25 protein-coding genes are annotated in these 26,350 nt (G+C 52.4%); 15 read left to right on the top strand and 10 right to left on the bottom strand.

The features are described from left to right. Nucleotides 1-113: 113 nt before the first annotated feature. Complete coding sequence (locus tag H650_RS04230) at nt 114-983, bottom strand: MurR/RpiR family transcriptional regulator (RefSeq protein ID WP_017456940.1); 870 nt, start codon at nt 981-983, stop codon at nt 114-116. A 342-nt stretch (nt 984-1,325) separates the two neighbouring features. Between H650_RS04230 and zwf the strand changes: the two genes are divergently transcribed. The 3 genes from zwf (at nt 1,326) to kdgA (ending at nt 5,527) form a co-directional block, all read left to right on the top strand. Beyond that, the gene (gene zwf, locus H650_RS04225; RefSeq protein WP_020454115.1) at nt 1,326-2,801 is read left to right on the top strand and encodes a glucose-6-phosphate dehydrogenase; all 1,476 of its coding nucleotides are present in this window, start codon (nt 1,326-1,328) and stop codon (nt 2,799-2,801) included. 234 nt (nt 2,802-3,035) lie between these two features. Beyond that, nucleotides 3,036-4,847, top strand: a complete 1,812-nt coding sequence (gene edd / locus H650_RS04220; RefSeq protein WP_020454114.1) for a phosphogluconate dehydratase — start codon at nt 3,036-3,038, stop codon at nt 4,845-4,847. A 38-nt stretch (nt 4,848-4,885) separates the two neighbouring features. Continuing rightward, nucleotides 4,886-5,527 carry a bifunctional 4-hydroxy-2-oxoglutarate aldolase/2-dehydro-3-deoxy-phosphogluconate aldolase gene (gene kdgA, locus H650_RS04215; RefSeq protein ID WP_020454113.1) on the top strand — a complete coding sequence of 214 codons (642 nt, stop codon included), beginning with the start codon at nt 4,886-4,888 and terminating at the stop codon, nt 5,525-5,527. 218 nt (nt 5,528-5,745) lie between these two features. Here the strand turns inward: kdgA and purT are convergent, their stop codons facing one another. Beyond that, nucleotides 5,746-6,924, bottom strand: coding sequence for a formate-dependent phosphoribosylglycinamide formyltransferase (gene purT, locus H650_RS04210; protein WP_044489391.1), 1,179 nt, complete (start codon nt 6,922-6,924; stop codon nt 5,746-5,748). Between the two features lie 131 nt (nt 6,925-7,055). On the opposite strand from purT, the gene H650_RS04205 reads away from it, so the two are divergent. The 4 genes from H650_RS04205 (at nt 7,056) to ptrB (ending at nt 10,711) form a co-directional block, all read left to right on the top strand. Next, nucleotides 7,056-7,394 carry a YebG family protein gene (locus H650_RS04205; protein ID WP_020454111.1) on the top strand — a complete coding sequence of 113 codons (339 nt, stop codon included), beginning with the start codon at nt 7,056-7,058 and terminating at the stop codon, nt 7,392-7,394. A gap of 58 nt (nt 7,395-7,452) precedes the next feature. Beyond that, nucleotides 7,453-7,803, top strand: a complete 351-nt coding sequence (gene yebF, locus H650_RS04200) for a protein YebF (protein WP_020454110.1) — start codon at nt 7,453-7,455, stop codon at nt 7,801-7,803. Between the two features lie 94 nt (nt 7,804-7,897). After that, nucleotides 7,898-8,557 carry a tellurite resistance TerB family protein gene (locus H650_RS04195; protein WP_020454109.1) on the top strand — a complete coding sequence of 220 codons (660 nt, stop codon included), beginning with the start codon at nt 7,898-7,900 and terminating at the stop codon, nt 8,555-8,557. Between the two features lie 78 nt (nt 8,558-8,635). Then, nucleotides 8,636-10,711, top strand: a complete 2,076-nt coding sequence (ptrB, locus tag H650_RS04190) for an oligopeptidase B (RefSeq protein WP_020454108.1) — start codon at nt 8,636-8,638, stop codon at nt 10,709-10,711. Here ptrB and exoX read toward each other — a convergent pair. Together exoX and H650_RS04180 are read right to left on the bottom strand one after the other, a co-directional pair. Then, complete coding sequence (gene exoX, locus H650_RS04185; protein ID WP_020454107.1) at nt 10,693-11,355, bottom strand: exodeoxyribonuclease X; 663 nt, start codon at nt 11,353-11,355, stop codon at nt 10,693-10,695. The two genes, ptrB and exoX, sit on opposite strands and share 19 nt — an antisense overlap. Nucleotides 11,356-11,366: 11 nt before the next feature. Next, complete coding sequence (locus tag H650_RS04180) at nt 11,367-11,597, bottom strand: DNA polymerase III subunit theta (RefSeq protein WP_020454106.1); 231 nt, start codon at nt 11,595-11,597, stop codon at nt 11,367-11,369. 137 nt (nt 11,598-11,734) lie between these two features. Here H650_RS04180 and yobA point away from each other — a divergent pair, with 137 nt between their 5' ends. The 4 genes from yobA (at nt 11,735) to H650_RS04160 (ending at nt 14,633) form a co-directional block, all read left to right on the top strand. Continuing rightward, complete coding sequence (gene yobA, locus H650_RS04175; protein WP_020454105.1) at nt 11,735-12,109, top strand: CopC domain-containing protein YobA; 375 nt, start codon at nt 11,735-11,737, stop codon at nt 12,107-12,109. After that, the gene (gene copD / locus H650_RS04170; protein WP_020454104.1) at nt 12,110-12,982 is read left to right on the top strand and encodes a copper homeostasis membrane protein CopD; all 873 of its coding nucleotides are present in this window, start codon (nt 12,110-12,112) and stop codon (nt 12,980-12,982) included. A gap of 18 nt (nt 12,983-13,000) precedes the next feature. Next, on the top strand, nt 13,001-13,339 hold the full coding sequence (locus H650_RS04165; RefSeq protein WP_044489676.1) for a YebY family protein: 339 nt from the start codon (nt 13,001-13,003) through the stop codon (nt 13,337-13,339). 874 nt (nt 13,340-14,213) lie between these two features. Next, nucleotides 14,214-14,633: a hypothetical protein gene (locus H650_RS04160; RefSeq protein ID WP_189660093.1), complete on the top strand. Its 420-nt coding sequence runs from the start codon at nt 14,214-14,216 to the stop codon at nt 14,631-14,633. Between the two features lie 265 nt (nt 14,634-14,898). On the opposite strand, the gene H650_RS04155 is transcribed toward H650_RS04160, so the two are convergent. Beyond that, nucleotides 14,899-15,846, bottom strand: a complete 948-nt coding sequence (locus tag H650_RS04155; RefSeq protein ID WP_020454101.1) for a VirK/YbjX family protein — start codon at nt 15,844-15,846, stop codon at nt 14,899-14,901. Between the two features lie 173 nt (nt 15,847-16,019). On the opposite strand from H650_RS04155, the gene pphA reads away from it, so the two are divergent. Beyond that, entirely contained in the window at nt 16,020-16,664 is a 645-nt protein-coding gene (gene pphA, locus H650_RS04150) for a protein-serine/threonine phosphatase (RefSeq protein ID WP_020454100.1), read from the top strand. On the opposite strand, the gene H650_RS04145 is transcribed toward pphA, so the two are convergent. From H650_RS04145 to yebS, 5 genes are all read right to left on the bottom strand, one after another. Beyond that, nucleotides 16,665-16,856, bottom strand: coding sequence for a YdfD/YebW family protein (locus H650_RS04145; RefSeq protein ID WP_017456957.1), 192 nt, complete (start codon nt 16,854-16,856; stop codon nt 16,665-16,667). Between the two features lie 105 nt (nt 16,857-16,961). Beyond that, on the bottom strand, nt 16,962-17,201 hold the full coding sequence (locus H650_RS04140) for a YebV family protein (RefSeq protein WP_017456958.1): 240 nt from the start codon (nt 17,199-17,201) through the stop codon (nt 16,962-16,964). Between the two features lie 116 nt (nt 17,202-17,317). Further along, complete coding sequence (rsmF, locus tag H650_RS04135) at nt 17,318-18,757, bottom strand: 16S rRNA (cytosine(1407)-C(5))-methyltransferase RsmF (protein WP_110093668.1); 1,440 nt, start codon at nt 18,755-18,757, stop codon at nt 17,318-17,320. A gap of 78 nt (nt 18,758-18,835) precedes the next feature. Next, complete coding sequence (locus H650_RS04130) at nt 18,836-21,469, bottom strand: PqiB family protein (protein ID WP_020454098.1); 2,634 nt, start codon at nt 21,467-21,469, stop codon at nt 18,836-18,838. Then, entirely contained in the window at nt 21,438-22,721 is a 1,284-nt protein-coding gene (gene yebS / locus H650_RS04125) for a membrane integrity lipid transport subunit YebS (RefSeq protein WP_044489390.1), read from the bottom strand. Before yebS ends, H650_RS04130 begins: the two co-directional genes overlap by 32 nt. 132 nt (nt 22,722-22,853) lie before the next feature. Here yebS and msrC point away from each other — a divergent pair, with 132 nt between their 5' ends. The 3 genes from msrC to prc all read left to right on the top strand — a co-directional run bounded on the left by msrC (nt 22,854) and on the right by prc (nt 26,202). Further along, nucleotides 22,854-23,351 (top strand): free L-methionine (R)-S-oxide reductase MsrC, encoded by a 498-nt coding sequence (gene msrC / locus H650_RS04120; protein ID WP_020454096.1) that lies wholly within the window; start codon nt 22,854-22,856, stop codon nt 23,349-23,351. 96 nt (nt 23,352-23,447) lie between these two features. Then, the gene (gene proQ / locus H650_RS04115; protein ID WP_020454095.1) at nt 23,448-24,134 is read left to right on the top strand and encodes an RNA chaperone ProQ; all 687 of its coding nucleotides are present in this window, start codon (nt 23,448-23,450) and stop codon (nt 24,132-24,134) included. A gap of 19 nt (nt 24,135-24,153) precedes the next feature. Further along, nucleotides 24,154-26,202, top strand: coding sequence for a carboxy terminal-processing peptidase (prc, locus tag H650_RS04110; protein ID WP_020454094.1), 2,049 nt, complete (start codon nt 24,154-24,156; stop codon nt 26,200-26,202). The last annotated feature ends 148 nt before the right edge of the window (nt 26,203-26,350 follow it).

Genomic DNA, 26,350 nt, shown 5'->3' with positions numbered 1-26,350 from the left:
GACTGAAACAACTTGGTGTTGCGTGAACATAAATCCGGTCATTTGGCGCCCTGCTGTGAAGGGCGATGCGTCAGATCGGACAGCGTAAGAGGTTACCGCTTTTATATTTACTATTAGTGGTTATCGCTTTTAATAAGCAGCTCTTTATCAAAGCGCGATTCTTTCAGTGCTTCTTTGACTCGCTTCAAGTTATCCCTGAATTTTGCTCCCCGACGCAATGTGAACCCTGTTGCCAGCACATCAATCACCGTGAGTTGCGCAAGACGAGAAACCATTGGCATATAAATATCTGTATCTTCCGGAACATCCAGGGTGATAGCAAGTGTTGCCTCACGCGCCAGCGGCGTGCCTGCGGACGTAAGGGCTATCACCATGGCATCGTTTTCACGCGCCAGTTGCGCAAGTTCCACTAAATTCTTGGTTCTTCCGGTATGCGAAATCAACACAACCACGTCATCGTCGCTACAATTCATACAACTCATGCGTTGCAAGACAATGTCGTCGGAGTAGACCACCGGCACATTGAAGCGGAAAAATTTGTTCATGGCATCGTGTGCAACGGCGGCAGAGGAACCAAGGCCAAAGAAGGCAATTTTTTTCGCCTGCGTCAGTAAATCTACGGCGCGGTTTACCGCGGCCATATCCAGTGACTGGCGCACATGGTCGAGACTGGCCATCGCGGATTCGAAGATTTTGCCGGTATAGGCTTCAACACTGTCATCTTCATCAACATTTCGATTAACATAGGGCGTGCCATTGGCGAGGCTTTGCGCCAGATGCAGTTTGAAATCGGGAAAGCCCCGGGTATCGAGGCTGCGGCAGAAGCGGTTCACTGTGGGTTCGCTGACATCCGCTTCTTGCGCAAGTGCGGCAATGCTTGAGTGGATGGCCTGGTCCGGCGCGGCGAGGATCACTTCCGCCACTTTACGCTCGGATTTGCTAAGGTGTTCCAGCCGTGACTGGATTTTTTCCAGCATATTCATGGGTGATAAACGCTCATGGTAAAACGATTACACCGATAGATGGAATCGTGATGCAATTTAATTAGATATTACCCCTGCGGCGCGCAGAAAGGTAAGTCGTGATGAGAAATGTTGTTGTTTTTTTTCATTACATGATCAGAGTCGGATTTTACCCAACGCATATTGGGCAAATATCCCGCTTTATCAGGGCGAAAGAACAGTTTTTTCGTCACAACAGAATAACGCACGTCCTGACAAGGCTTAACAGTTTCGGGAATTACGTAAAAGCAGTACAGTGCACTGTAATAAAATTACAACTGAGGCCTGGCTGAAGCTCCAGGATAGCCAACTGAGGAGAAAGACATGGCGGTAATACAAACAGCCCAGGCGTGTGACCTGGTCATTTTCGGCGCCAAGGGCGACCTCGCCCGCCGGAAATTGCTGCCTTCCCTGTACCAACTGGAAAAAGCGGGCCAGATTCACCCGGAGACACGAATCCTGGGCGTGGGCCGCGCTGATTGGGATAAGGAAGCGTATACCAAGGTTGTTCGCGAAGCGCTTGAAACCTTTATGAAGGAGAAGATCGACGAGAGCCTATGGGACAAGCTGAGTGGTCGTCTGGATTTTTGCAATCTGGACGTCAACGATACGTCGGCATTCAAACGTCTCGGCGAGATGTTGGATCAAAAAAATCGCACCACCATCAATTACTTCGCCATGCCGCCGAGCACCTTTGGCGCAATCTGCAAAGGCCTGGGTGAAGCGAAGCTGAACGCTAAACCGGCGCGCGTGGTAATGGAAAAACCGCTGGGCACCTCGCTTGCCACGTCGCGGGAAATCAATGACCAGGTGGGTGAGTTTTTCGAAGAGTGCCAGGTGTATCGTATCGACCACTACCTCGGTAAAGAGACGGTACTCAACCTACTGGCGCTGCGTTTTGCGAACTCTCTTTTCGTCAATAACTGGGACAATCGCACCATCGACCACGTGGAAATCACCGTGGCGGAAGAGGTAGGCATTGAAGGGCGCTGGGGCTATTTCGACCAGGCCGGGCAGATGCGCGATATGATCCAGAACCACCTGCTGCAAATTCTGTGCATGATTGCCATGTCGCCGCCGTCCGATCTGAGCGCCGACAGCATTCGTGACGAGAAAGTAAAAGTACTGAAGTCGCTGCGCCGTATTGATCGCACCAACGTGCGTGAAAAAACCGTCCGCGGCCAGTACAGCGCCGGTTTTGCCCAGGGCAAAAAAGTGCCGGGTTACCTGGAAGAAGAGGGCGCGAATAAGACCAGCAACACCGAAACGTTCGTTGCGATCCGTGTCGACATTGATAACTGGCGTTGGGCTGGCGTGCCGTTCTACCTGCGCACCGGTAAGCGTCTGCCGACCAAGTGCTCTGAAGTGGTTGTTTATTTTAAAACACCGGAACTGAATCTGTTCAAAGAGTCCTGGCAGGATCTGCCGCAGAACAAATTGACCATTCGCCTGCAGCCGGACGAAGGGGTGGATATCCAGGTGCTGAACAAAGTGCCGGGTCTCGATCACAAACACAATCTGCAAATCACCAAGCTCGATCTGAGTTATTCCGAAACGTTCAATCAGACGCATCTGGCCGATGCCTATGAGCGTCTGTTGCTGGAAACGATGCGCGGCATTCAGGCGCTGTTTGTGCGCCGTGACGAAGTGGAAGAAGCCTGGAAATGGGTGGACTCCATTACGGAAGCCTGGGCGGCGGATAACGACTCGCCGAAACCTTACCAGGCGGGAACCTGGGGGCCTGTGGCCTCGGTAGCGATGATCACCCGTGACGGCCGTTCCTGGAACGAGTTTGAGTGATTCGCTGCAGGTTAATGTTGCGTAATTTTACCGGTAACATGATCTAACTCAGCTATCCGAACAATTTTTCATCTTTCAGGCCCCGACTGGATTCACCAGCGGGGCTTTTTTTATTACACTGGCTGAAGCGATTTTGCCTTTGGGGCGCGGCGCTCTGGTGTTTTCAGCTTGTTACGTAAAGCTAATCGCACTGTTAACGCGGCTTCCCCGGACAGATAAATTTCAGGAGCCTCTATGAACCCGACAATGTTACGCGTAACAAATCGTATTATCGAACGTTCGCGCGAAACCCGCTCAGCCTATCTGGCGCGTATTGAACAAGCGAAAAGCGATACCGTACGCCGCTCAACACTCGCTTGCGGTAACCTGGCGCACGGTTTTGCTGCTTGCCAGCCCGACGATAAAGCCTCCCTCAAAAGCATGTTGCGCAACAACATCGCGATCATCACCTCTTATAACGACATGCTCTCTGCGCACCAGCCTTACGAGGTCTATCCGGATATCATCCGTAAAGCGCTGCATACCGTGAATGCAGTGGGGCAGGTGGCTGGTGGTGTTCCGGCCATGTGCGATGGCGTAACGCAAGGTCAGGACGGGATGGAGTTATCCTTACTGAGCCGCGAAGTGATTGCCATGTCTGCTGCGGTCGGCCTGTCGCATAACATGTTCGATGGCGCGCTGTATCTGGGTGTGTGCGATAAAATCGTCCCGGGGCTGGCAATGGCAGCATTGTCGTTTGGCCACCTGCCGGCAGTGTTTGTACCATCAGGCCCGATGGCGAGCGGTCTGGCCAACAAAGAGAAAGTGCGTATCCGCCAGCTTTATGCTGAGGGCAAAGTCGATCGGATGGCACTGCTGGAATCTGAAGCCGCGTCCTATCACGCGCCAGGCACCTGTACGTTCTACGGTACCGCCAACACCAACCAGATGGTGATTGAGTTTATGGGCATGCAGTTGCCGGGTTCCTCGTTTGTACACCCGGATGCGCCGCTGCGCAAAGCGTTGACAGAAGCGGCGGCTCGCCAGGTCACTCGTCTGACGGGCAACGGCAACGAATGGATGCCGCTTGGCAAAATGATCGATGAAAAAGTGGTGGTTAACGGTATCGTTTCGCTGCTGGCGACCGGTGGTTCCACAAACCACACGATGCATCTGGTGGCGATGGCGCGTGCAGCGGGCATCATCATTAACTGGGATGATTTCTCCGATCTCTCTGATGTTGTTCCTTTACTGGCGCGTCTCTACCCGAATGGCCCGGCGGATATTAACCACTTCCAGGCGGCGGGCGGTGTGCCGGTATTACTGCGTGAGCTGCTGAAAGGCGGTTTGCTGCATGAAGATGTTAATACTGTCGCAGGCTTTGGTCTGGCGCGTTATACCCACGAGCCGTGGCTCAATAATGGCGAACTGGACTGGCGCGAAGGTGCGGCCGCGTCGCTGGATGACAACGTGATCGCCAGCATTGATAAACCGTTCTCTCAACATGGCGGCACCAAAGTGCTGAGCGGCAACCTCGGGCGTGCGGTAATGAAAACCTCCGCCGTTCCGGTAGAAAACCAGGTCATTGAAGCGCCGGCAGTGGTTTTTGAAAGCCAGCATGACGTGCTGCCCGCATTTGAGGCTGGGCTGCTGGATCGCGATTGTGTGGTCGTTGTTCGTCATCAGGGGCCAAAAGCGAACGGTATGCCAGAATTACATAAACTCATGCCGCCACTTGGTGTATTATTGGACCGCCGTTTCAAAATTGCATTAGTTACTGATGGACGGCTGTCAGGGGCATCAGGTAAAGTGCCTTCGGCAATCCACGTTACACCAGAAGCGTATGATGGTGGGTTGCTGGCAAAAGTGCATGATGGCGACATGATTCGGGTTAACGGGCAGACTGGAGAATTAACGCTGCTGGTTGATGACAACGTTCTTGCCGCACGTCAGCCACATATTCCTGACCTTAGCGCGATGCGCGTGGGCACAGGGCGCGAAATGTTTGGTGCGCTGCGGGAAAAACTTTCCGGCGCGGAACAGGGCGCGACCTGTATCACTTTTTAAGACGACAAGATTTTAGTTCTGGCGAGAGAAAAACACTGATGAAAAACTGGAAAACGAGTGCAGAAGCAATCCTGAAAACGGGTCCGGTAGTGCCGGTAATCGTAGTGAACAAACTGGAGCACGCCGTACCGATGGCGAAAGCGCTGGTGGCAGGTGGTGTTCGCGTTCTGGAAGTGACTCTGCGTACGGCTTGCGCTATCGACGCTATTCGCGCTATCGCGAAGGAAGTGCCGGACGCGATTATCGGTGCTGGTACCGTGCTGAATCCGCAGCAACTGGCAGAAGTGACCGCCGCTGGCGCACAGTTCGCCATCAGCCCAGGCCTGACTGAGCCGCTGCTGAAAGCCGCGACCGAAGGCACTATACCGTTGATCCCGGGCATCAGCACCGTTTCTGAACTGATGCTGGGTATGGACTACGGTCTGAAAGAGTTTAAATTCTTCCCTGCGGAAGCTAATGGCGGCACCAAAGCGCTGCAGGCGATTGCGGGTCCGTTCTCGCAGGTTCGTTTCTGCCCGACTGGCGGCATTTCTCCGGCTAACTACCGTGATTATCTGGCGCTGAAAAGCGTGCTGTGCATCGGTGGTTCCTGGCTGGTGCCGGCTGATGCGCTGGAAGCAGGTGATTACGATCGCATCACTAAACTGGCTCGCGAAGCTGTTGAAGGTGCGAAGCTGTAATTTTCGGCGGGGTTAAAGCCCGCCTGATAAAAGCCCGGTCGCATAAATGCCGACCGGGCTTTTTTTCTCTCACTCGTCCAGGGTGACGGCCGCTAAGAAGCTGATTCTGCTTTATTGCCCCCCGATTTGACTCTCAGGGGGCCGGCAGATGCAGATGCGGCTGTGAGGGATTTGTTCGCCTTCAGGAAGCAATCAATGCAACCTGCCGGGAAGGCTGTTTACCCGCTGACCTTCACCGCCGCCGCCGCCGCAACGGCATATTCCACCGCTTTTTCAACGTTATCTGCCACGGCCAGCGCGACGCCCATACGGCGGGAACCCGCAATTTCCGGCTTACCAAACAGACGCAACTGCACGCCAGCACCTACGGCGCTGTCCACCTTATCAAAGGTGACATTCTGACTGGTCAGGCGCGGCAGGATCACCGCCGAAGCGGAAGGACCATACTGACGAATAGCGCCAATGGGCATGCCGAGAAACGCGCGGACATGCAGGGCAAACTCGGAAAGATCCTGCGAAATCAAGGTCACCATGCCGGTATCGTGCGGGCGCGGCGAAACTTCGCTGAAGATAACGTCATCGCCGCAAACAAAAAGCTCAACGCCAAACAGGCCGTAGCCGCCAAGCGCCAGCACCACTTTGCTGGCGATAGCTTGCGCGCGCTCCAGCGCCAGGGGCGACATTTGCTGCGGTTGCCAGGATTCGCGGTAGTCGCCATCTTCCTGGCGATGCCCGACCGGCGCGCAGAAATGAACGCCGTCGACGGCGCTGATGGTCAGCAATGTGATTTCAAAATCAAAATTGACCACACCTTCAACAATGACACGCCCGGCACCGGCGCGGCCGCCTTGTTGGGCATATTCCCAGGCGCTTGCTAATTGATCGGCGCTTTTAATAAAGCTCTGCCCTTTACCGGAGGAGCTCATCACCGGTTTTACAATACAAGGTAAACCTATCTCCGCGACGGCTTGCTGAAATGCAGCTTCACTGTCGGCAAAGCGGTAACTGGAGGTGGGTAGTTGTAACTCTTCAGCCGCCAGGCGGCGGATGCCTTCACGGTTCATCGTTAGCTTGGTGGCGCGTGCGCAGGGGACGACATGCTGACCTTGCGCTTCCAGCTCAATCAGCGTATCGGTGGCGATAGCTTCGATTTCCGGCACGATAAAGTGAGGTCTTTCCTGTTCAACCAGTGCCTTCAACGCCGCGCCATCAAGCATATTGATCACATGCGAACGATGCGCAACATGCATCGCAGGTGCATCGGGATAGCGATCCACGGCGATCACTTCAATGCCCAGACGCTGACATTCGATGGCAACTTCCTTGCCCAGTTCACCAGAGCCTAATAACATCACGCGTGTTGCTGCGGGGCGCAGCGCAGTTCCTAAAAGAGTCATAGCATTGTACCGTTAGAAAAAATTTGCGCGCAGTATAAACGAAAACGTTTGCGCCTGTCTTTTATCACTTGCGGTGGTTTTTTCATCGCGCTACTATACTGTATAAATACACAGTTAAATGAGGCTGCATCATGGCGGTAGAAGTTAAATACGTTGTCATTCGTGAAGGTGAGGAAAAAATGTCTTTTGCCAGTAAAAAGGAAGCCGATGCTTACGATAAGATGCTCGATCTGGCCGAAGTCCTCGGTGACTGGCTTGCAACAGGGCCGGTAGATCTGGAAGACAACGCGCGCGATCAGATGGCGCTGTGGCTTGCTGAGCAAAAAGAGGCGCTTAACGGCATCCTGAAATCAGGCAAATTACCGGGCACGGAAGCTGAAGAAGCGGTAGCGCCGGTCGACTCTTCAGATTCTGAAGCGACTGACGCTGTGGATATCAAAACTGCAGCGAAGCGCGTGAAAGTCGCCTGAGCTTGCACTGCCAGCAATCTGTACCATGCTTTGAAGGGGTAAAAACCAGGAGATAAGCATGAAAATAGCAGGAGTTTTCGCCGGTTTGCTTTTGCTGGCAGGCAGTATGGCGGCGCATGCCGTTACGGATAAGTCGGTGAAATTTCCCTCGTGCGAGGGACTCAAGGCAGACGGCATTGCCGCCAGTGTTAAGCGGGATTATCTGCAGAATCGCATTGTCCGATGGGCTGATGATCAAAAGAAACTGGGTCAGGCCGATCCAGTCGCCTGGGTCAATCCGAAGGAAATTACCGGCAAGAATGATAAATGGGTTGTGCCGTTAACCGTACGCGGGAAAAGCGCGGACCTTCACTATCGAGTGACTATCGATTGTAAAGGCGGAACCGCAGAGTATCAGCCGCGATCGTAACACCGCATTTTCCCATTCTTTTCAGATATAGACACTTCCTGACATCCCCCTCGCTTACTCTGTGCGCACAACTGTCATGATAAGCGAGGGTTCTATGAGCTGGTTAAATCAACTGCAGTCATTGCTTGGTCAAAAAGGTGATACGCAGACGCCGTCTCCCGGTGGCCATGGACTCAACAATTTGTTGGTGCCGGGTGCATTAGGTGGCCTGGCGGGCCTGCTGGTCGCCAGTAAATCATCGCGCAAACTGCTCGCGAAATATGGCACCGGCGCTTTGCTGGTGGGTGGGGGAGCCGTTGCGGGCAGCGTGTTGTGGAATAAGTATAAAGATCGCATCCGGGATGCGCATCAAGGTGAGCCGCAATTTGGTCAGCACAATACGCCTCTGGATGTCCGCACTGAGCGGCTGATCCTGGCGCTGGTGTTCGCCGCTAAAAGCGACGGACACATTGATGATAAAGAACGTGCGGCGATAGAACAGCAGTTGCGTGAAGCAGGTGTGGAAGCGCAAGGGCAGCAACTGGTAGCGAATGCTATAGACCAGCCGCTGGACCCCGCGCGTCTGGCGCAGGGAGTGCAAAACGAAGAAGAAGCGCTGGAAGTTTACTTCCTGAGCTGCGCCGTTATCGATATCGATCATTTTATGGAACGCAGCTATCTGAACGCGCTGGGCGATGCGTTAAAAATTCCGCAAGATGTGCGAGAAGATATCGAGGCGGATCTCAAAAAGCAGAAATTAGCGCTTAGCTCATGATTTAAATTACGTTTCGCTTGCATCGCGCGTGGGTTTTGCCACCCTTATAGGTATGTAAAACCAAATAAGAATTGTGCTATGTCGCCAAAAGCAAAAAAAATCCCGCACGCCATGACAATGCATGGTGATACGCGTATCGACAACTATTACTGGCTGCGGGACGATACGCGCTCACAGCCAGATGTTCTGGATTACCTCCATCAGGAAAATGATTACGGGCGAGAAGTGATGGCTTCCCAGCAAGCGTTACAGGACGACGTGCTGGCAGAAATTATCTCGCGAATACCGCAGCGCGAAGTCTCCGCGCCTTATATCAAAAATGGCTATCGTTACCGGCACATCTACGAGCCGGGAAGCGAATATGCGATTTATCAACGTCAGTCGGTTCTCAGTTCCGAGTGGGATGAGTGGTCGGTGTTACTGGACGCCAACCAGCGTGCCTCACACAGTGAGTTCTATACCCTTGGCGGCATGGAAGTCTCACCCGACAACACCATTATGGCGATTGCTGAAGATTATCTTTCCCGCAGACAGTATGGTCTGCGTTTCCGCAATCTTGAGACGGGCAACTGGTATCCGGAAATGCTGGATAATGTCTCGCCGGAATTTGTCTGGGTTAACGATTCAGAAACGCTCTATTATGTGCGCAAACATGCCACAACATTACTGCCGTACCAGGTCTGGCGACACACCGTTGGCACGCCTTCGCAACAGGATGAACTGGTGTATGAAGAGCAGGACGAGACCTTTTATGTTGGCCTGAGTAAAACCACCTCCCAGCACTACATTACTATTCACCTGGCCAGCGCGACCACCAGTGAAGTACTCCTGCTGGATGCCGAACTGCCGGACGCGCAACCGCTGCGTTTTCTGCCAAGGCGCAAAGATCACGAATATAGCCTTGATCACTACCAGCACACCTTTTATTTGCGATCCAATCGTGATGGTAAAAACTTTGGTCTGTATCGCACCAAAGTGCGTGATGAACGGCGCTGGGAAGTGCTGATCCCGGCGCGCGAGCATGTGATGCTTGAAGGGTTTACGCTGTTTACTGATTGGCTGGTTGTGGAAGAACGCCAGCGCGGCCTGACCAGTTTGCGCCAGATTAACCGCAAAACCCGGGAAGTTATCGGCATCGCGTTTGATGATCCCGCCTATGTCACCTGGCTTGCTTACAACCCGGAACCGGAAACATCGCGCCTGCGTTATGGCTATTCATCAATGACCATGCCGGACACGCTGTTTGAACTGGATATGGATACCGGAGAACGGCGTGTTCTGAAACAAATGGAAGTGGCAGGGTTTGATGCCAGCGATTATTGCAGCGAGCACCTGTGGATCCACGCCAGAGATGGTGTCGAAGTACCGGTGTCGCTGGTTTATAACCATAAACATTTCCGCAAAGGTGAGAATCCGTTACTGGTGTATGGTTATGGTTCATACGGCGCCAGTATGGACGCAGATTTTAGCAGCAGCCGGCTTAGCTTGCTGGATCGTGGATTTGTCTGCGCTATCGCGCATATTCGCGGTGGCGGTGAATTGGGCCATTCATGGTATGAGGACGGGAAGTTCCTCAACAAGAAAAACAGCTTTAATGATTTTATCGATGTCACTGACAGCCTGCTGGCGCAGGGCTATGGCTCGCCCCTGTTTTGTTACGGCATGGGGGGGAGCGCAGGTGGATTACTGATGGGCGCGGTGATTAATCAACGTCCAACGCTATTCCATGGTGTCATTGCCCAGGTGCCGTTTGTCGATGCCCTGACCACCATGCTTGATGAGTCGATCCCGTTGACCACCGGGGAATTTGAAGAGTGGGGCAATCCGCAGGATGAGACCTATTATCACTACATTAAAAGTTATAGCCCGTACGACAATATTGCCGCGCACGCCTATCCGCATATGCTGGTAACGACCGGACTTCACGATTCGCAGGTGCAATACTGGGAACCTGCAAAATGGGTCGCGAAACTGCGTGAATATAAAACCGATGATAATTTGCTGTTGCTGTGCACGGATATGGATTCCGGGCACGGTGGGAAATCAGGCCGGTTTAAATCCTACGAAGGTGTTGCGCTGGAATATGCGTTCTTAATCGCCCTGGCGCAGGGAACATTGCCCGGAAAAGGGAACGGTTACTCTTCGCCCAGGTAGTGTTTTAAGGTTAAGCGTAGTTCCGGGCTCATGCGCTCCAGGTTGTTAAACAGCCAGCGCAGGTAGCCCGGATCGCGATCGGCAATTTCAGAGACGGCTTTACCCCGGTATTTACCAAACGTAAATGTTGTCAGCAAAGCAGGGCGTCCGGTTACTGTGGCCATCTGATCGGGTGTCCAGCCAGACACTTGCATAATGTCGATCAACAGCGCAGCGGTGATGTAGCAATCATATAACGCCCGGTGGTGATGCAATCCGGCAGGGGTCTGAACACTCAGCTTGCGGGATTTATACAGCGCCATATTGCTGTATTTGATGCCGGGCCACAGGCGGCGCGCCAGCTTCATGGTACAAATCCACTCCCCTGGCATTTCAGGCAGCACCCGGCGATCAAAACTGGCGTTGTGCGCCACATACCAGTCGCTCCCGTAATAGTGCGGTACGATCTCCTCAATCCACGGCTGATGAGCGACCATCGCTTCGGTGATATGGTGTATCGCCATGGCCTGCGGACTGATTGGCCTGTCGGGGCGTACCAGATGGCTCATCGGGTTGACGATCTGCCCGTCGACGACATCAACGGAGGCAATTTCAACAATCCCCCCCTGTAAATCGCAGGTTTCGGTATCGATAACGCGTAACATGCCCGGCTCCATTATTTCACTTTGGGCTCGTAAGGCAGGCGGGAGAGCGACACGGAGGCCAGACGGTGGGCTATCAACCGCTCTCTAAACCAGTTCCGCAGATGTTCCGGCTGCTCGCGTTCAACGGCTTCGGCAATTACCGGCATGTTGTAACGCTCTTTAAACGCGACACCAGCCGCAGCAAGGTCGACGTTGATCTTGTCCATCTCTTGTTGTTCGAGCTGCGCTAGATTGGTAATCATGATGTTCTCCTGGGTTCACGCGGCAAAAGTTACTAAGCCTGTTGCAGAAAGACAAGCACGCCGACGATGATACTCGACGCGATTATTGTACAGCGTTATTCTTTGTGCCATATGCATAACTAAAAGGAATGAACAATATGCCTGTTGCATCCTGTCGCCACTGGCGAGCCATCGCATTGCTAGTCAGCCTGTTCGCTACGCCTGCTGTTCTGGCGCATGCCCATCTTAAAGGGCAGTATCCTGCCGCCAACGCCGCTGTTACCGCCGCACCACAAGCATTAACGCTGAATTTCTCTGAAGGCATTGAGCCTAAATTTAGCGGCATCGCGGTGACCAACGCACAGCAGCAAATTATCAAGACTGGCGCAGTAAAGCGCAATGAGAATGACAACAAGCAGATGATTGTTCCGCTGGAGGAGTCGCTGCCGCCGGGCAACTATACCGTTAACTGGCATGTCGTTTCGGTTGACGGCCACAAAACCAGTGGCCAATACGCATTTTCCGTGAAGTGAATGATGTTAGCAGCCGTGTTGGTGGGATTGCGCTTTGTGCATTTTGCGGCCCTGATGTTGGTATTTGGCTGCACGTTATTTAGCGTGTGGTTCGCGCCGGGCAGTCTGCAACGCCTTCTCGTGCAACGCTTTCTTTTTTGGCAACGGGGCTGTTTATGGCTTGCCGCAGTAAGTGCAGCTGCGATGTTTGCCGCGCAGGGCGGTGTAATGGGCGATGGCTGGCCTGATGTAGTGCGTACTGAAATCTGGCTGGCAGTCGCTGGCACGCAAACCGGAGCCGTGCTGGCGTGGCAAGTTGTTGCTGCGTGTCTGGCGCTTGTTGTCGTGCTTATGCAACCGCTACAGCAACGTAAAATACTGCTACTGGTGATCCTGCAGTTTGTCCTGGCCGCTGGCACTGGGCATGCCGCGATGCGGGAAGGCGCGATGGGCGTGGTGCAGCGGGGTAATCATGCCTTGCATTTATTCTGTGCCGCAATGTGGCTGGGCGGGTTATTGCCCGTATTATTCTGCATGAAACTGGCCCATGGTCGCTGGCGTGAGGCGGCAATTGCCACCATGATGCGCTTTTCCTGGTACGGCCATTTCGCCGTTGCAGGGGTGATCCTCACTGGCGTTATCAATACACTCTTAATCCAGGGTTTGGTCTGGCCATGGCAGAGCCACTGGGGGCAGGGGTTATTGTTGAAATGTGCGCTTGTGGCGCTGATGGTAGTAATTGCTGTGATGAATCGGTATGTTCTGGTGCCGCAGCTGAATCAGCAAAGCGACACCGCGCGGCAACGTTTTATCGCGTTGACCTGGGGCGAAGTCGGGCTGGGCGCACTGGTGCTGGCAGCGGTAAGTTTGTTTGCAACATGGGAACCTTTTTGAATGAACCTGGCGGGAAAAATGAAGAAAAGTTTATTAGTTCTGGTAATGCTGGCATGTTCAGGTACGGCACTGGCTTCGCCGCAGGTCATTACCGTAAGCCGCTTTGAGATTGGCAAAGACAAATGGGCATTTAACCGTGAGGAAGTCATGCTGACCTGCCGGCCAGGTCATGCATTGTATGCCATCAACCCCAGCACGCTGGTGCAATACCCGTTGAATGACGTTGCTGAAAAAGAGGTGGCCAGCGGTAAGACTATTGCTCAGCCGATTAGCATTATTCAGATCGATAATCCCGCCAAACCTGGTGAAAAAATGAGCCTTGCGCCTTTTATTACGCGAGCTGAGACACTTTGTTAAAAGCCAGCGCTAATCCGCTGATCCACAATAAAAAACCGCAAGCCTGAATACACAAGCTTTGCGGTTTTTACTTTTCATAAGCGTGACGGTAACCCAATTTTTCTGACCACTTTTGTCGCGGACTGGAAAACCTGACGCTGTCATCTATTCTTAAAGTGCAAGGCGACTTAGCCTGCATTAATGCCAACTTTTAGCGCACGGCTCTCTCCCAAGAGCCATTTCCCTGGACCGAATACAGGAATCGTGTTCGGTCTTTTTTTATCTCTACGTCATGCAGGTTTCTTAATCTCGTCATGAAAATTCCCAAAACCGTGCATCGCCACAAACCATAACATATTCTGCACCGCGTACGTCCAGGTATTTTTTTGTCATTACGAAGTTTTTATGACCAGAATAATGTGTCCTCCATGCGCTGCATCACATAGCCTGCCAGTAAGCCAGGGTAAACCGTCACGTGCCTCGGGCTTACGGTTTTCCGAGGCACAGAAGATAAATCGCCTACTCAGCAGAGGTTCTGAACCCGGGGGGCCGTTAATGGTTTCACTCGATGCACTTTCGTTTTGGCGAAAGCTTTTGACTTGCTTGCCCTGGTCCAGCAATAAGCTGCACTTTCAGAACATCATTACTTCCCTGATGTGCCGGCAACCCGCGTAAGTCAAAGTGAAAAGCGCTCGCTATATCTTTCGCATGACGGCTGCAACATACCGAAAGTAGTTATAAAAAACTCAATATCACGACGATATAACCGATAAGATGATCCGACTTTTCATTCAAGGGAGTGCACATGTTGTGAAAATAAAGATGGCATTAGCCATGTTATTCGCTTGCGCGGCTTATGGTCAGGGCGATATACAGCGCAATGAGCTGGAGAAGGTTGTCATCGATTTTTTTTAAGAAAAGTGACCTGGTCCCGGGAGGGTGTCAGTCCGTAAAGGAAATTCTGGCAAAAGACCCAAACAATCAACAGCCAAAGGAAATGTTGATAGGGTTTTGTGATAACAATATTGATTTTACAAAACCAGTATCTTTCCCTGACATTTCACAACACGAATATGCGGGAGATTCTTATAACTGCGGTGTCATCTCAGGAGAGACTGAACTTGGCCGTAGAATTGGCATCCGATTTATTTCCGAAGAACCCAATCATCTGATTATCCGTTTCAAGTTCTCGCGACGACTAAGTGTCTATATTGTTAAAAAACCGTTTACGATTGCAGAATACCGTCGGGAGATTGATTCCTTTAATAAACTATCGATATTTGCCTTTAGGCTTGCAGGTATTAGCGCTCGATAATTACCAGATATTTTGCGCGAACCTTGCATTCGGGCACGGCGATGTGTCACGGCTCAGAAATACTCCATGGTGTGAGCGTCAATGCTAAACAGCGGAGATTTGCGTGGGCTTCCCGGCGGGGGAGGCCAGTAGCGCAAAGCATCAGAAAAGTGCTTCGGGTGCCCGGAGGGGGATGTAAAAAAGCACCAGAATTGGCGCTAACGAATTTTAACCGTCCAGCCCGGTCTGCAAATCAGGTTAGCTGGACGGTTACAGACAAATGCTGTTATGCCGAAAATAAGTCGTTAATTTTTGCAATCACATCGTCCAGTAATTCGAAACGGCGGCGGTATTCAGCACGTTTTTTACTGGCGATCGCCTCCAGCGGTTTACGCGCGAATTGCAGCGGTAAACGCCAGCGCCATGCACTCTCTTTTTCGCCTTCAATTGACGCCCAAAACTCATCATAGCTGGCATGGAAATGGCGGCCTTTGCTCAGACGATAACGCAACGCACGGAAGACGTGCCCGTTATCACTGACGCCATAAATTGCCGAAACGCCGGAAAGCAGGGAAATCTGGCTGATGACTTCAAGCAGCATTTTTTTCGGGAAGATGCCGTGGCAGGCGCGGGTTGCGATTTTAATTACTTCGTGGCTGACGCTTCGGCGCGGGCCTTGCAAACCACCAACCACCAGCGCGCGATGGCCTTCTTCACCCACCACACTAAAGGTCACGCTTGCCAGCAAGGTTTGCTCGCTATCATACATCCACAGGGTGGCTTCTCCCTCACGCTCAGCTTTGTTGGCGCAAGAGGCATAGACGCTAAAACGCGCATCATCTTTGCCGGTAAATTCTATTATCTGCACCGGTACGGGTGAAGACAGCGCTTCAGCCAGTTTTGGCGATACTTTTTCATCAAGCCAGGCGTAGTGGCTGATAATGGCATTCGCGCGTTGCGAAGCATTTAACCCGAGCGTTAAATATTGGCGATGCGATTTGCTCGGTAGCGTTATTTGCGCGTCAAGTAAGCGGCTAAAATTCGGGCGCTGCGAAAGCGCGGTAAGCATCCGGTTCGTGGACGACCAGAACAGCAGCGAACGTAACAAAAACTTAAAGCGGTAATTACGTTTTTTCCAGATAGGACCAGGCACAAGACGTCCGCTTATCAGGTCGGAAATAATATGCGTATTATGATTTGAGTTAAGTTCTGTTTGCAGGCTGGGATTCGACACGGAGAAAGACCTCTAAAAGTTGAGCGCTTAGTTTAGAGGCCTGGAAAATACAAATTAACCTTGCTGCCAGCTTTATTTCCGTTCTGTTTAAGTTCTATTTATAAATAGATACAAAAACAATTCTCTCTTATTTAAGTAGGATTTTCCTATACTGGTGAGAGGGGGGGGTGAATATGTATCAGCGTATTGAAGGCATTCACTGGCGACATATTTGGATTGTCGGCGATCTACACGGTTGCCACCAGCGTTTAATGCAAGCCTTACGGGAACGCCACTTTGATCCCTATCAGGATTTACTCATCTGCGTCGGGGATCTAATCGATCGTGGTCCGCAGAGCCTGCAATGCCTTGAATTACTCAACAAATCCTGGTTTCGTACCGTGCGTGGCAATCATGAACAGATGGCTATCGACGCGCTGCGTTACGGCGAGATGGCGATGTGGCAGCTTAATGGCGGCACCTGGTTTAGCACACTTGATGAAGCACAGCAGCAACAGGCGCTCGAAGCACTGCGTACTTGCGCTGAATTGCCATACATTATGGAGTTGCGCTGCAGGGAGGAGGTGAATGTGATTGCCCATGCAGACTACCCGGCAGAGGAGTATCTGTGGGAACAGGAGGTGGACAGTGAATCCGTGCTCTGGCGGCGCGACCGGCTTAACCAGCTTTTAGCCGGTAAAGGCAATCGCATCGCGGGGGCCGATCATTTCTGGTTTGGCCATACTCCGCTTAAGCAGCGTTTTGATGGACACAATCAGCACTATATCGATACCGGGGCGGTTTTTGGCGGCGAACTGACGCTGGTACAGCTTCAGTGATCAGAAATCGCTGAACTCGTTAGCCGGGTGCCAGAAACCATCGATAAACTCTTCTACCGGAAAACAGCCGCCGTGGCGCATTCGCTGATCGTTCATTGCGATGAGACACTGCTGTTCCGTGTTATAGACATCGACCACGATGTCATCGCATCCACCGTCCAGGTAGCAAACAAATAAAACCAGAGCGAACATTCCATCCTCAGCGCTGTACAACGTAACGATAAGTGTAGGGGATGAATGAGGGCAGGGGAAATCAGGCAGGTAAATAACCCGTCTTGCGGACGGGTTCCCTTTGGGTCAGGCAAGACGCATAACCCAGGTATCAGATTTCTGATCGTAATGTTCGCGATAAAGCACCGAGTGTTCGCCATTCAGGATCGCGGGAATGCTGGTATCCGCGTCCCAGGCATCAAGCTGCATACATAAATCCGGGTCAGAACTGCAGGGAATGCGTAACGTTCGCTCGCCCTGATTATCTCCCTGCAACTCGGCATCATCGATTTCAAATGCGCCAATACGCACGCTGGTTTTCGTCATAATGCTCTCCGTTGATCGTCAAAAAATGTGGTATGACCAGTAAGGTCACCCACATTTCAGCCTGGTACAACAATGAGCAAGTCGCCAGTCAAAAAATGCGTTTTTTTAGCGCACTGTCACGCATTACCGGCGAACAATCGCCCATCACGTACCAGTTCACGGGGATAACTGTTTTTCAGACGTGAACCAATTTTTTTGGCAAGCCCCAGAGGCTGGCCCTGGAAAGTGACAATCACTTCATCATTTTTGGGAGGATTTTGCGGGTAAATATCGCGCCCGCGATACCACTCTTCCGCCTCCGCGAGCGTCAGCGCAAACGCCAGCGGATTATTAAGACCGGCGAGAGCAATAACGGCCTCATGCTGCCAGCGATACCCTTTGTTATAGGTCTCAGCAAGACGAATACCAATACGCGAAAAACGGACTTTGCCAATCAGTGGCTCGATCTGCGCCGGGAACAGCCAAATCTCTTTATCCCGCTGCCATAAATGCAGCTCGTCGCTCCATTGAAGACCAACCTGCGCAGCTGCTGCTGCCACCTGCGCGGCGTCTTTGGGTTTCAGCGGGGTAAAGGGAAAATTACCGACCTTGTAAGTCGGCGCGGGCAACGGCGCTATCGCGGCGGTTTTGCGCAGGCGGGCGACAAAAAAACCTTCACAGTCGTAAATCTGCGGGAACACATGCAGAAAACCTTCTGCGGTGAGCGCCTGGCTGGCTTGCGGGAACAGTTCACCGAGCGGCAAAAATTGGACAGCATGCGGGTATTTAGCCTGCAGCCAGTGGCAGATCGCTTCGTTTTCGTCACGATTAAGGGTGCAGGTTGAGTAAACCAGGGTTCCCCCGGGTTTTAAGGCGTGGAATGCGCTGTCGATCAACTCGCGTTGGGTGGCGGCAATCTCAAGGTTACTGGCAACAGACCAGTTTTTTAGCGCGTCAGCATCTTTACGTACCACGCCTTCGCCTGAGCAGGGCGCATCAAGCAAAACGGCATCGAACATTTCTGGTAATGCCGGACCGAATACGCGTCCGTCAAAATGGGTCAGCGCCACGTTGCTGATGCCGTTGCGACTGATGTTGGCATGCAATACTTTTACGCGGCTGGCGGAAAATTCATTTGCGAGGATCGCGCCCTTGTTGCCCATCCGTGCGGCAATCTGCGTGGTTTTAGAACCGGGGGCTGCGGCGACATCTATCACCCGCTGCGGCATTTCTTCGTCGGCAAAAAGCGCTGCTACGGGCAACATTGAACTGGCTTCCTGAATATAAAACAGGCCGCTCAGGTGCTCTGCGGTGCTGCCCAGTGGCAATGTGTCTTCATCATCGCGCTCGATCCAGAAACCTTCCGCACACCACGGTACCGGCGTTAATTGCCAGCCATAAGGCGCGACCAGTTCCAGAAAGTCGTTAACGGCAATTTTCAGCGTATTGACGCGGATACTGCGCCGCAGTGGGCGTTGACAGGCAGCAATAAATTCATCGAACGAGAGATGTTCCGGCATAGCTTGACGCATTTGCGCCAGAAATTCATCCGGAAGATAGACAGCGTTTTGAGCCACGGGGCGTACCACAGGAGTAAAAACAGGCGCGCAGTGTAACACAAAGGCTCCGGCGCAAGCACGCCGGAGCCTGCAGGCTTAACGCGGCAGGGCGGTGCCCCACTGGCGCCACTCTTTGGGTTCGCTTTCGAGCAGCAGGAAGTGTTTACCCGGTTGCGCTTTCGGCGCCAGTGGTGTTTCCGGCGGTGTAGCGAAGGCGATACCACCGCGGATAAACTGGTTGAAAGTCCCTGTTTTCACCACACCGCCAACCAGACCAAAGTCCAGCGAGTAACCGGAAGCGAGCCAGAACACCGAGTTATTCCGTACCAGGTGCTGATAGCGTTTACTGATCCGCATGCCAATCATCACGCGATCGGAAAGCGTTCCCAGCATCATGCCGGTAACGGTGCCAACTTCGATACCGCGGAATAACACCGGGGTGCCGATGTTAATCGAACCCGCTTCCGGCGCTTCGACAACGATATTCAGACCATCGAGGTAGCGGGAATCGGTAATGGTGGCTTCTGAAATTTCAAAGTCGCGCCGCGCGTCGCCGCGGCCCGGCTCTACATTGATATAGGGTTGCAACAAGGTATCGAGGTGTTCGACACCCGCAGCGGAGATTTGCGGGGTGATCACCGAGAAGCGTGACCCGGCGCGGGCAAACGTCTGGACATATTCCGGATACAGCACGGCGCTCGCCTGGACTTCGTTCTTATCAGTAATCAGTTGCAAATCCTGAATTTGCCCGATATCGATTCCCAGATAACGAATAGGCATGCCCGCCGCCATTTTTCCGGCGTCAAATGCATGTAATGTAATCTGCCCGCCGACCGCGCGAGCCGCGGTTTCTGAAGCATAAAGTACGCGTTTATCGCCTTTGCGCACACGTCCACTGGCACCGCTAAGGTTATCGAAACTGATAGCGCCCTTGATGGCGCGCGAGAGCGGGGCGGCCTGCACGGTAAGGCCGCTACCGTTCAGTTGTACTTTCGCGCCACCTTCAGCCCAGAAAACGCTATTGCTGGTCAGTAAGTTGCGGTATTCCGGTTTGATATGCAGTTCAATATCAAACGCATTCGCGCGCGGACGCACGGTAATCACTTCGCCGACTTCAAACTTGCGGTACAGCACCACTGAACCGGCCTGAACGTCCGGTAGCGTGTCCGCCGTCAGCGTCAGCGTGGTGGTTGGCAGGTCGCTCAGGCTGTTTTCGAGAGCCTTATCGAGATTGGCGAACAGAGGGTAACTGTTTTTCATCTCGCCTTTGGCACCAGGCAGAATGCGGATGCCGCCGCTGAGCCACTCATTAGCGCTGGCGGCGAGGAACTCAACGCCATCCAGTCCTACTTTGACATCAACACGGCTGTTGACGACGAACTTACTGTCGCCGTGCACTAAATCGCGATACTGCGGATCAATAGCGACAGCAAACGTAACGCCCTGGCTCGTCAGGTTGCGCTCCAGCACCTGGCCGACCTGCACGCCATGGAGCACCAGCGGTTGTCCGGCGTCAATACCGTAGCTTTCCGGTGCGGTGAGTGTCAGGGTTACCACACCAGTTTCCTGCAACAGGTTTTTGTCCGCCGGCAGGACAACAAACTGATTACGCGGTTGACCTTCACCCGGCACCAGCTCCAGCGTGCTGCCGGTCAGCAGGGAGCTGAGATTGGTATTGCTCAGTGAAATTTTGGGATTGTGCATTTCGATGCGCGTATTATCGCGCAACAGGTTCACCACACTCGGATCAACCGTTAATTCGCCGCTGACAGCGCCGCCAGGGTTGAGGTTAATTTTAGTCAGTTGCCCCACTTCCAGCCCCTGATACATCAGCGGTGTTGAACCGGCTTTTAATCCCTGGCCGCCCGGCAAATCGAGTTTCACCAGTACGCCGCGCTGGCTGTGCGCCAGGTCTTCGTATAAGCCATATTCGTCGTCCTGGGCGGCGGGTTGCGAGGCTTCAGGTGAGTCAAACGCGATTGCACCGTTGACCAGTGCCGCCAGACTTTCAAGTTCGACTTTGGCACCGCTCAAGCCGACATCGGCTTTCACGCCGGAAACGTTCCAGAAACGGCTGCCTTTTTTCACCAGATTGGTGAAACGGCGCTCGATCAGTACATCAATGGTGACGCCCTGTTTATTGGTGTTGATCGAATAGTCATACACGCGCCCGACCGGGATTTTACGGAAGTAGACCAGTGAACCGCTGTTCAGCGCCCCTAAGTCCGGAGCATGAAGATGGATCATTAATTCGCCGTTGTTCAGGCGATATTTCGGTTGCGTATCCAGCGCGGTGAAGTGCTCCTGCGGTTCGCCTTTGCCTGGCATCATGCCAATATAGTTACCGCCTACCAGCGCATCGAGCCCTGAAACGCCCGCCAGCGACGCTTTCGGCGTAACCAGCCAGAACTGAGTTTCACTGCGCAAGGCGTCTTTCATGTTGGATTTGATGCTGACGCGGACTTCGATTTTCTTCAGATCTTCGCTCAGGCGGATGTCCTGCACCGTGCCGACTTCAACGCCCTGATAGCGGACAGGGGTACGCCCTGCAACAATGCCATCGGCGGACATAAAATCAATCGTGATGGTGTTGCCGCGATCTTCATAACTGCTCCAGATAAGCCAGCCCGCAATGAGCAGGGCGATGACCGGGAGCAACCAGAAAGGCGAAATGCGCCGTTTTGTTTTAATACGCGCTTCAGTCGGCGAAGCGGGGGTTTCCTGACTCATGTGCATCCCAAAGTAAGCGGCTGTCCAGCCATTCCACAGCAAGAATAGTCAAAATTACCGCTGCACCGAAATAAAACGCAGCGGGTCCCATAGTAAAAGCGAGGAGTTGGTCGCGGTTAATCAGTGACATCATTAATGAAATGACAAACAGATCGAGCATCGACCAACGCCCAATCCAGGTCACAAAGCGCAAAAGTAAAATACGAGTGCGTAACCCCTGTTCAAATTTGAAATGGATACTAAGAAGCAGTGTAAACAGCACGATCACTTTGGTAAACGGCACCAGAATACTGGCGATAAACACCACACCCGCCACGGCAACATTGCTGTGCGCCAGCGAAATTATCCCCGACATAATCGTATCTTCTTGTCGTGTGCCGTTGACGTAAATAACGGAGATTGGGAGCAGGTTTGCCGGAAACAGAAAGATCAATGATGCGAGAAGTGATGCCCAGCATTTCTGCAAACTCTGTTTACGACGATGCGTTAATGGAATGTGGCAGCGAGGGCAGCGACCGCGAACGTCCGGATAACCGGTAAAATGGCAACCCAGACAGATCAGTAACTTGGGATCGGGGCGTCTCGCCGGGCGTTGCGGATAAAAGCGCTCCCACAGCTGTTCAACGTTCAAATGGATGAGCGTCATTACGCTTAAAATCACGAGTGCGACAAACGCAAACAACCCGATACCCGGTTGGATGTAGGCATAGTCCTGCACTTTAATTGAGGCGACGCCAACGCCAACCAGATAGATATCCAGCATCACCCACTCTTTCAGTTTTTCCAGCATTAACAACACCGGGCGCAGGTTCATGCCGAGGATGTTGCCAAGCCATAAATAGGCGATAGCGGTAACCAGCACCAGCGGCGCGCCAACGGTGCAAAACAGCACCATCGCGCCGGTGATCGGCGAGCCTTGGGCGGTCATTTGCCAGATACCCTGCAACAAATTGGCGTCAATACGAACACCGAGTAAATAAAGATGTAGCAGCGGTTCACCCCAGGCGAAGGGCATCAAGAGGATCATAGTCACCGCCATCGCACCGAGGCGCGTTAATGACCAGTCCCGTCCGTCACGAACTTTCGCATCACAACTGGGGCAAAATGCACTTTGGTGCGATTTCATAACCGGTAACGCAAAAAGCGTATCGCACTGGGGGCAGCGCTGGTAATGTGCGCGTGGCAGTGCTTCACCCACGCGATGAACGGCGATTTTTTTCCCCGGCGTAATTTGTTGTATCTTTAGTGCCATTGCGGGTATCAGAAAATGTTTAGATGCATCTATCTTAACTCATGAATGGAACATCTTGAGCATCAACGCATTTAATGCTTATTTTAATAGGCTAAGCAGTTTTTCGAAGTAAGACACCAAAGTGGTTGGATAATGAACAAAACAGAATTTTACGCGGATTTAAACCGCGATTTTCAGGCGTTAATGGCAGGTGAAACCAGTTTTTTAGCGACGCTCGCGAATACCAGTGCGCTGTTATTTGAACGCCTTGATGGGGTGAACTGGGCCGGTTTTTATCTTCTGGAAGTGGATACGCTGGTGTTAGGGCCGTTCCAGGGCAAAATTGCCTGTGTGCGCATTCCAGTTGGGCGAGGAGTTTGCGGCACTGCGGTTGCGCAAAATCGCGTACAGCGTGTGGATGATGTGCATCAGTTCGATGGTCATATTGCCTGTGATGCGGCAAGTAATTCTGAAATCGTACTGCCGGTAACGGTAAATAATCAGATTATTGGCGTGCTGGATATCGACAGCGTCGTCTTTTCTCGCTTCACCGCCGAGGATGAACAGGGGCTGCGCGAACTGGTTTCGCATCTTGAAAACGTTCTTGCGGCGACCGATTATCAAAAAATCTTTGCACCCGTCGCAGGATAATCAACGGATAACGTAGCATTTACCGATAGCGTCATTATAATGACGCCTGTTCATGCCTGCGCTTGTTGGCAACGTCCGTTGTAATCAGGAAATTTCATGGAAAATCAACCTAAGTTGAATAGCAGTAAAGAAGTTATCGCTTTTTTGGCCGAACGTTTCCCACACTGTTTCAGTGCTGAAGGCGAAGCACGCCCCCTGAAAATCGGTATTTTTCAGGATCTCGTCGAGCGTGTTGAGGGTGAGATGAATCTCAGCAAAACCCAACTTCGTTCCGCTTTACGTCTTTATACTTCAAGCTGGCGTTACCTCTACGGTATCAAAGCGGGTGCGGCGCGTGTGGATCTCGATGGCAACGCGTGTGGCGTGCTGGATGAGCAACACGTAGAACATGCCCGCAAACAGCTTGAAGAAGCCAAAGCGCGCGTTCAGGCACAACGTGCTGAACAGCAAGCTAAAAAACGAGAAGCCGCTGCTGCCGCAGGTCAAGAAGAGACGCCGCGCCGTGAGCGCAAAGCTCGCCCGGCTCCGCGTCGTAAAGAGGGCGCTGAACGCAAACCTCGTACTGACAAACCTGTCGCGAAAACCCAGCGTGCACCTCAGCAGGAAGAGCGCCATACACCAGTTTCAGATTTATCTGTGCTGAGCGTTGGGCAAAACCTGAAGGTGAAAGCAGGGAATAATGCGATGGACGCCACGGTGCTGGAAATCACTAAAGATGGCGTTCGCGTACAGCTTAGCTCGGGTATGTCGATGATTGTACGCGCAGAACATTTAATGTTCTGAAACGGAGGCCTGGCCTGGCATGAACACTTTGTTTAAGCGCACAGCATTGGCTGGTCTGTTATTCGTAACAGGCCACGCTCTGGCTGTGGAAGATATTACCCGTGCCGATCAAATTCCGGTATTAAAGGAAGAGACCCAGCACGCGACGGTGAGCGAACGCGTTACCTCGCGTTTCACCCGCTCTCACTACCGTCAGTTTGATTTAGATGCCGCTTTTTCGGCGAAGATTTTCAATCGTTATCTCAATCTGCTCGACTACAGCCACAATGTGCTGTTGGCGAGCGATGTTGAACAGTTCTCCCAGAAAAAAAGCCTGATTGGCGACGAACTGCGCAGCGGTAAACTGGACGTATTTTACGACCTGTACAACCTGGCGCAGAAACGTCGTTTTGAGCGCTACCAGTACGCGCTGAAGGTGCTTGAGCGCCCAATGGATTTTTCCGGCAATGACACCTTTAACCTTGACCGTAGCAAAGCGCCATGGCCAAAAGATGAAGCGGAACTGAATGCGCTGTGGGACGGCAAAGTTAAGTACGATGAGCTTAGCCTGAAGCTGACCAGAAAAGACGAGAAAGAGATCCGCGACACGCTGACGCGTCGTTATAAGTTTGCGATTCGCCGTTTGGCGCAAACCAATAGCGAAGACGTGTTCTCGTTAGCAATGACCTCTTTTGCGCGTGAAATTGACCCGCATACCAACTACCTTTCTCCACGTAATACCGAGCAATTTAACACCGAAATGAGCCTGTCTCTTGAGGGGATTGGCGCGGTGTTGCAGGGAGATGACGACTATACCGTGATCAACTCTATGGTCGCGGGCGGCCCGGCGGCGAAAAGCAAAGCTATCAGCGTTGGCGATCGCATCGTAGGTGTAGGTCAAACTGGCCAGAACATGGTTGATGTTATCGGCTGGCGTCTTGACGATGTGGTTGCGCTGATTAAAGGACCAAAAGGTAGTAAAGTGCGCCTTGAAATCCTGCCGGCGGGTAAGGGCACCAAAACGCGTATTGTTACCCTGACGCGTGAACGGATTCGTCTCGAAGATCGCGCCGTGAAAATGTCAGTGAAGAGCGTCGGCAAAGAAAAAGTTGGCGTTCTCGACATCCCTGGTTTCTACGTTGGTCTGACTGACGATGTCAAAGTCCAGTTGCAAAAACTTGAAAAACAAAATGTTAGCAGCGTGGTTATCGACCTGCGTACTAACGGCGGCGGCGCGCTGACGGAAGCGGTATCGCTCTCCGGTCTGTTTATTCCGTCCGGCCCGGTAGTACAGGTTCGTGATAACAACGGTAAAGTGCGTGAAGACAGCGATACCGACGGCGTGGTCTATTATAAAGGCCCGCTGGTGGTGCTGGTTGACCGCTTTAGCGCCTCTGCATCAGAAATCTTTGCGGCTGCAATGCAGGACTATGGTCGCGCGCTGATCGTCGGCGAACCGACGTTTGGTAAAGGTACTGTTCAGCAATATCGCTCGCTCAACCGTATTTACGATCAGATGCTTCGTCCTGAGTGGCCGTCGCTGGGATCGGTGCAGTACACCATTCAGAAATTCTATCGTGTTAACGGTGGGAGCACGCAGCGTAAAGGTGTAACGCCGGACATTATTATGCCAACGGGCACGCAGGTTACTGAAACCGGTGAAAAATTTGAAGACAACGCACTGCCGTGGGACAGCATTAACGCGGCTACGTTCGTCAAGTCTGGCGATTTAAAACCGTTTGGCGCGGAGCTGCTCAAAGATCATGAGGAACGGATCGCCAAAGATCCTGAGTTCCAGTACATCATGAAAGACATTGCGCGTTTCGATGCGTTGAAAGATAAACGTAACATCGTTTCTCTTAACCTGGCGCAGCGTGAGAAAGAGAATGCGGAAGATGATGCCATTCGTCTCTCTCGTCTCAACGATCGCTTCAAACGCGAAGGCAAACCGTTACTGAAAAAACTGGATGATTTGCCAAAGGATTATCAGGAGCCCGATCCGTATCTCGATGAAACGGTTCATATTGCCCTGGATCTGGCGCATCTGGAAAAAGATCAACCAGCGGAACAGCCCGCTCCCGCCAAGTAAAATAAAACAGGCACAAGAAATTGTGCCTGTTTTTTTTAACAACTCCTCTCTGGCGTAAGCAATGTACTACAAAATGTAAAGTTGTGTTTTTCTCGTGACTTACGCCGCTCGGATGCTTGAAAATAACCGCTATGCCCATACGATGTGG

The organism is Enterobacter sp. R4-368, assembly GCF_000410515.1.
Lineage (GTDB): Bacteria > Pseudomonadota > Gammaproteobacteria > Enterobacterales > Enterobacteriaceae > Kosakonia.
The sequence above is the reverse complement of the archived record's forward strand: the minus strand, read 5'-3'. Positions and strand labels throughout refer to the sequence as shown.

Excerpts from the sequence above, each read along its gene's own strand:
- H650_RS04230 (WP_017456940.1), bottom strand. The coding sequence starts at position 983 with ATGAATATGCTGGAAAAAATCCAGTCACGGCTGGAACACCTTAGCAAA.
- zwf (WP_020454115.1), top strand. The coding sequence starts at position 1,326 with ATGGCGGTAATACAAACAGCCCAGGCGTGTGACCTGGTCATTTTCGGC.
- edd (WP_020454114.1), top strand. The coding sequence starts at position 3,036 with ATGAACCCGACAATGTTACGCGTAACAAATCGTATTATCGAACGTTCG.
- kdgA (WP_020454113.1), top strand. The coding sequence starts at position 4,886 with ATGAAAAACTGGAAAACGAGTGCAGAAGCAATCCTGAAAACGGGTCCG.
- purT (WP_044489391.1), bottom strand. The coding sequence starts at position 6,924 with ATGACTCTTTTAGGAACTGCGCTGCGCCCCGCAGCAACACGCGTGATG.
- H650_RS04205 (WP_020454111.1), top strand. The coding sequence starts at position 7,056 with ATGGCGGTAGAAGTTAAATACGTTGTCATTCGTGAAGGTGAGGAAAAA.
- yebF (WP_020454110.1), top strand. The coding sequence starts at position 7,453 with ATGAAAATAGCAGGAGTTTTCGCCGGTTTGCTTTTGCTGGCAGGCAGT.
- H650_RS04195 (WP_020454109.1), top strand. The coding sequence starts at position 7,898 with ATGAGCTGGTTAAATCAACTGCAGTCATTGCTTGGTCAAAAAGGTGAT.
- ptrB (WP_020454108.1), top strand. The coding sequence starts at position 8,636 with ATGTCGCCAAAAGCAAAAAAAATCCCGCACGCCATGACAATGCATGGT.
- exoX (WP_020454107.1), bottom strand. The coding sequence starts at position 11,355 with ATGTTACGCGTTATCGATACCGAAACCTGCGATTTACAGGGGGGGATT.
- H650_RS04180 (WP_020454106.1), bottom strand. The coding sequence starts at position 11,597 with ATGATTACCAATCTAGCGCAGCTCGAACAACAAGAGATGGACAAGATC.
- yobA (WP_020454105.1), top strand. The coding sequence starts at position 11,735 with ATGCCTGTTGCATCCTGTCGCCACTGGCGAGCCATCGCATTGCTAGTC.
- copD (WP_020454104.1), top strand. The coding sequence starts at position 12,110 with ATGATGTTAGCAGCCGTGTTGGTGGGATTGCGCTTTGTGCATTTTGCG.
- H650_RS04165 (WP_044489676.1), top strand. The coding sequence starts at position 13,001 with ATGAAGAAAAGTTTATTAGTTCTGGTAATGCTGGCATGTTCAGGTACG.
- pphA (WP_020454100.1), top strand. The coding sequence starts at position 16,020 with ATGTATCAGCGTATTGAAGGCATTCACTGGCGACATATTTGGATTGTC.
- H650_RS04145 (WP_017456957.1), bottom strand. The coding sequence starts at position 16,856 with ATGTTCGCTCTGGTTTTATTTGTTTGCTACCTGGACGGTGGATGCGAT.
- H650_RS04140 (WP_017456958.1), bottom strand. The coding sequence starts at position 17,201 with ATGACGAAAACCAGCGTGCGTATTGGCGCATTTGAAATCGATGATGCC.
- H650_RS04130 (WP_020454098.1), bottom strand. The coding sequence starts at position 21,469 with ATGAGTCAGGAAACCCCCGCTTCGCCGACTGAAGCGCGTATTAAAACA.
- yebS (WP_044489390.1), bottom strand. The coding sequence starts at position 22,721 with ATGGCACTAAAGATACAACAAATTACGCCGGGGAAAAAAATCGCCGTT.
- msrC (WP_020454096.1), top strand. The coding sequence starts at position 22,854 with ATGAACAAAACAGAATTTTACGCGGATTTAAACCGCGATTTTCAGGCG.
- proQ (WP_020454095.1), top strand. The coding sequence starts at position 23,448 with ATGGAAAATCAACCTAAGTTGAATAGCAGTAAAGAAGTTATCGCTTTT.
- prc (WP_020454094.1), top strand. The coding sequence starts at position 24,154 with ATGAACACTTTGTTTAAGCGCACAGCATTGGCTGGTCTGTTATTCGTA.